This window comes from Acinetobacter sp. NIOH-H-8, assembly GCF_046635365.1.
GTDB lineage: Bacteria > Pseudomonadota > Gammaproteobacteria > Pseudomonadales > Moraxellaceae > Acinetobacter.
Map to the genome: position 1 here is coordinate 1 of NZ_JBHDVN010000149.1, position 479 is coordinate 479.

Sequence of the window (479 nt, forward strand, 5' to 3'; positions counted from 1 at the left end):
TCCTCAAGGAGATCGGCAGCGAGGTCGACGTGCAGCTGGGCGGCGGCATCCGCGACCTCGACACCATCGAGCGCTACCTCGACGCCGGCCTGCGCTACGTGATCATCGGCACCGCCGCGGTCAAGAACCCGGGCTTTCTGCAGGACGCCTGCACCGCCTTCGGCGGCCACATCATCGTGGGCCTCGATGCCAAGGACGGCAAGGTCGCCACCGACGGCTGGAGCAAGCTCACCGGCCACGAAGTGATCGACCTCGCGAAGAAGTTCGAAGACTACGGCGTCGAATCCATCGTCTACACCGACATCGGCCGCGACGGCATGCTCACGGGCATCAACATCGAGGCCACGGTCAAGCTCGCGCAGTCGCTGACCATTCCCGTGATCGCCTCGGGTGGCCTGTCCAACCTCGAGGACATCCGCAAGCTCTGCGCGGTGGAAGACGAGGGCGTGGAAGGCGTGATCTGCGGCCGCTCCATCTAC

At 65.6% G+C, this 479-nt stretch carries 1 protein-coding gene; it reads left to right on the forward strand.

Going from position 1 to position 479, the window contains the following annotated elements; translation table 11 throughout:
• Positions 1–479 (forward strand): HisA/HisF-related TIM barrel protein (locus ACEWB7_RS17505; protein WP_411581024.1); only part of this gene is annotated, 479 nt, incomplete at both ends.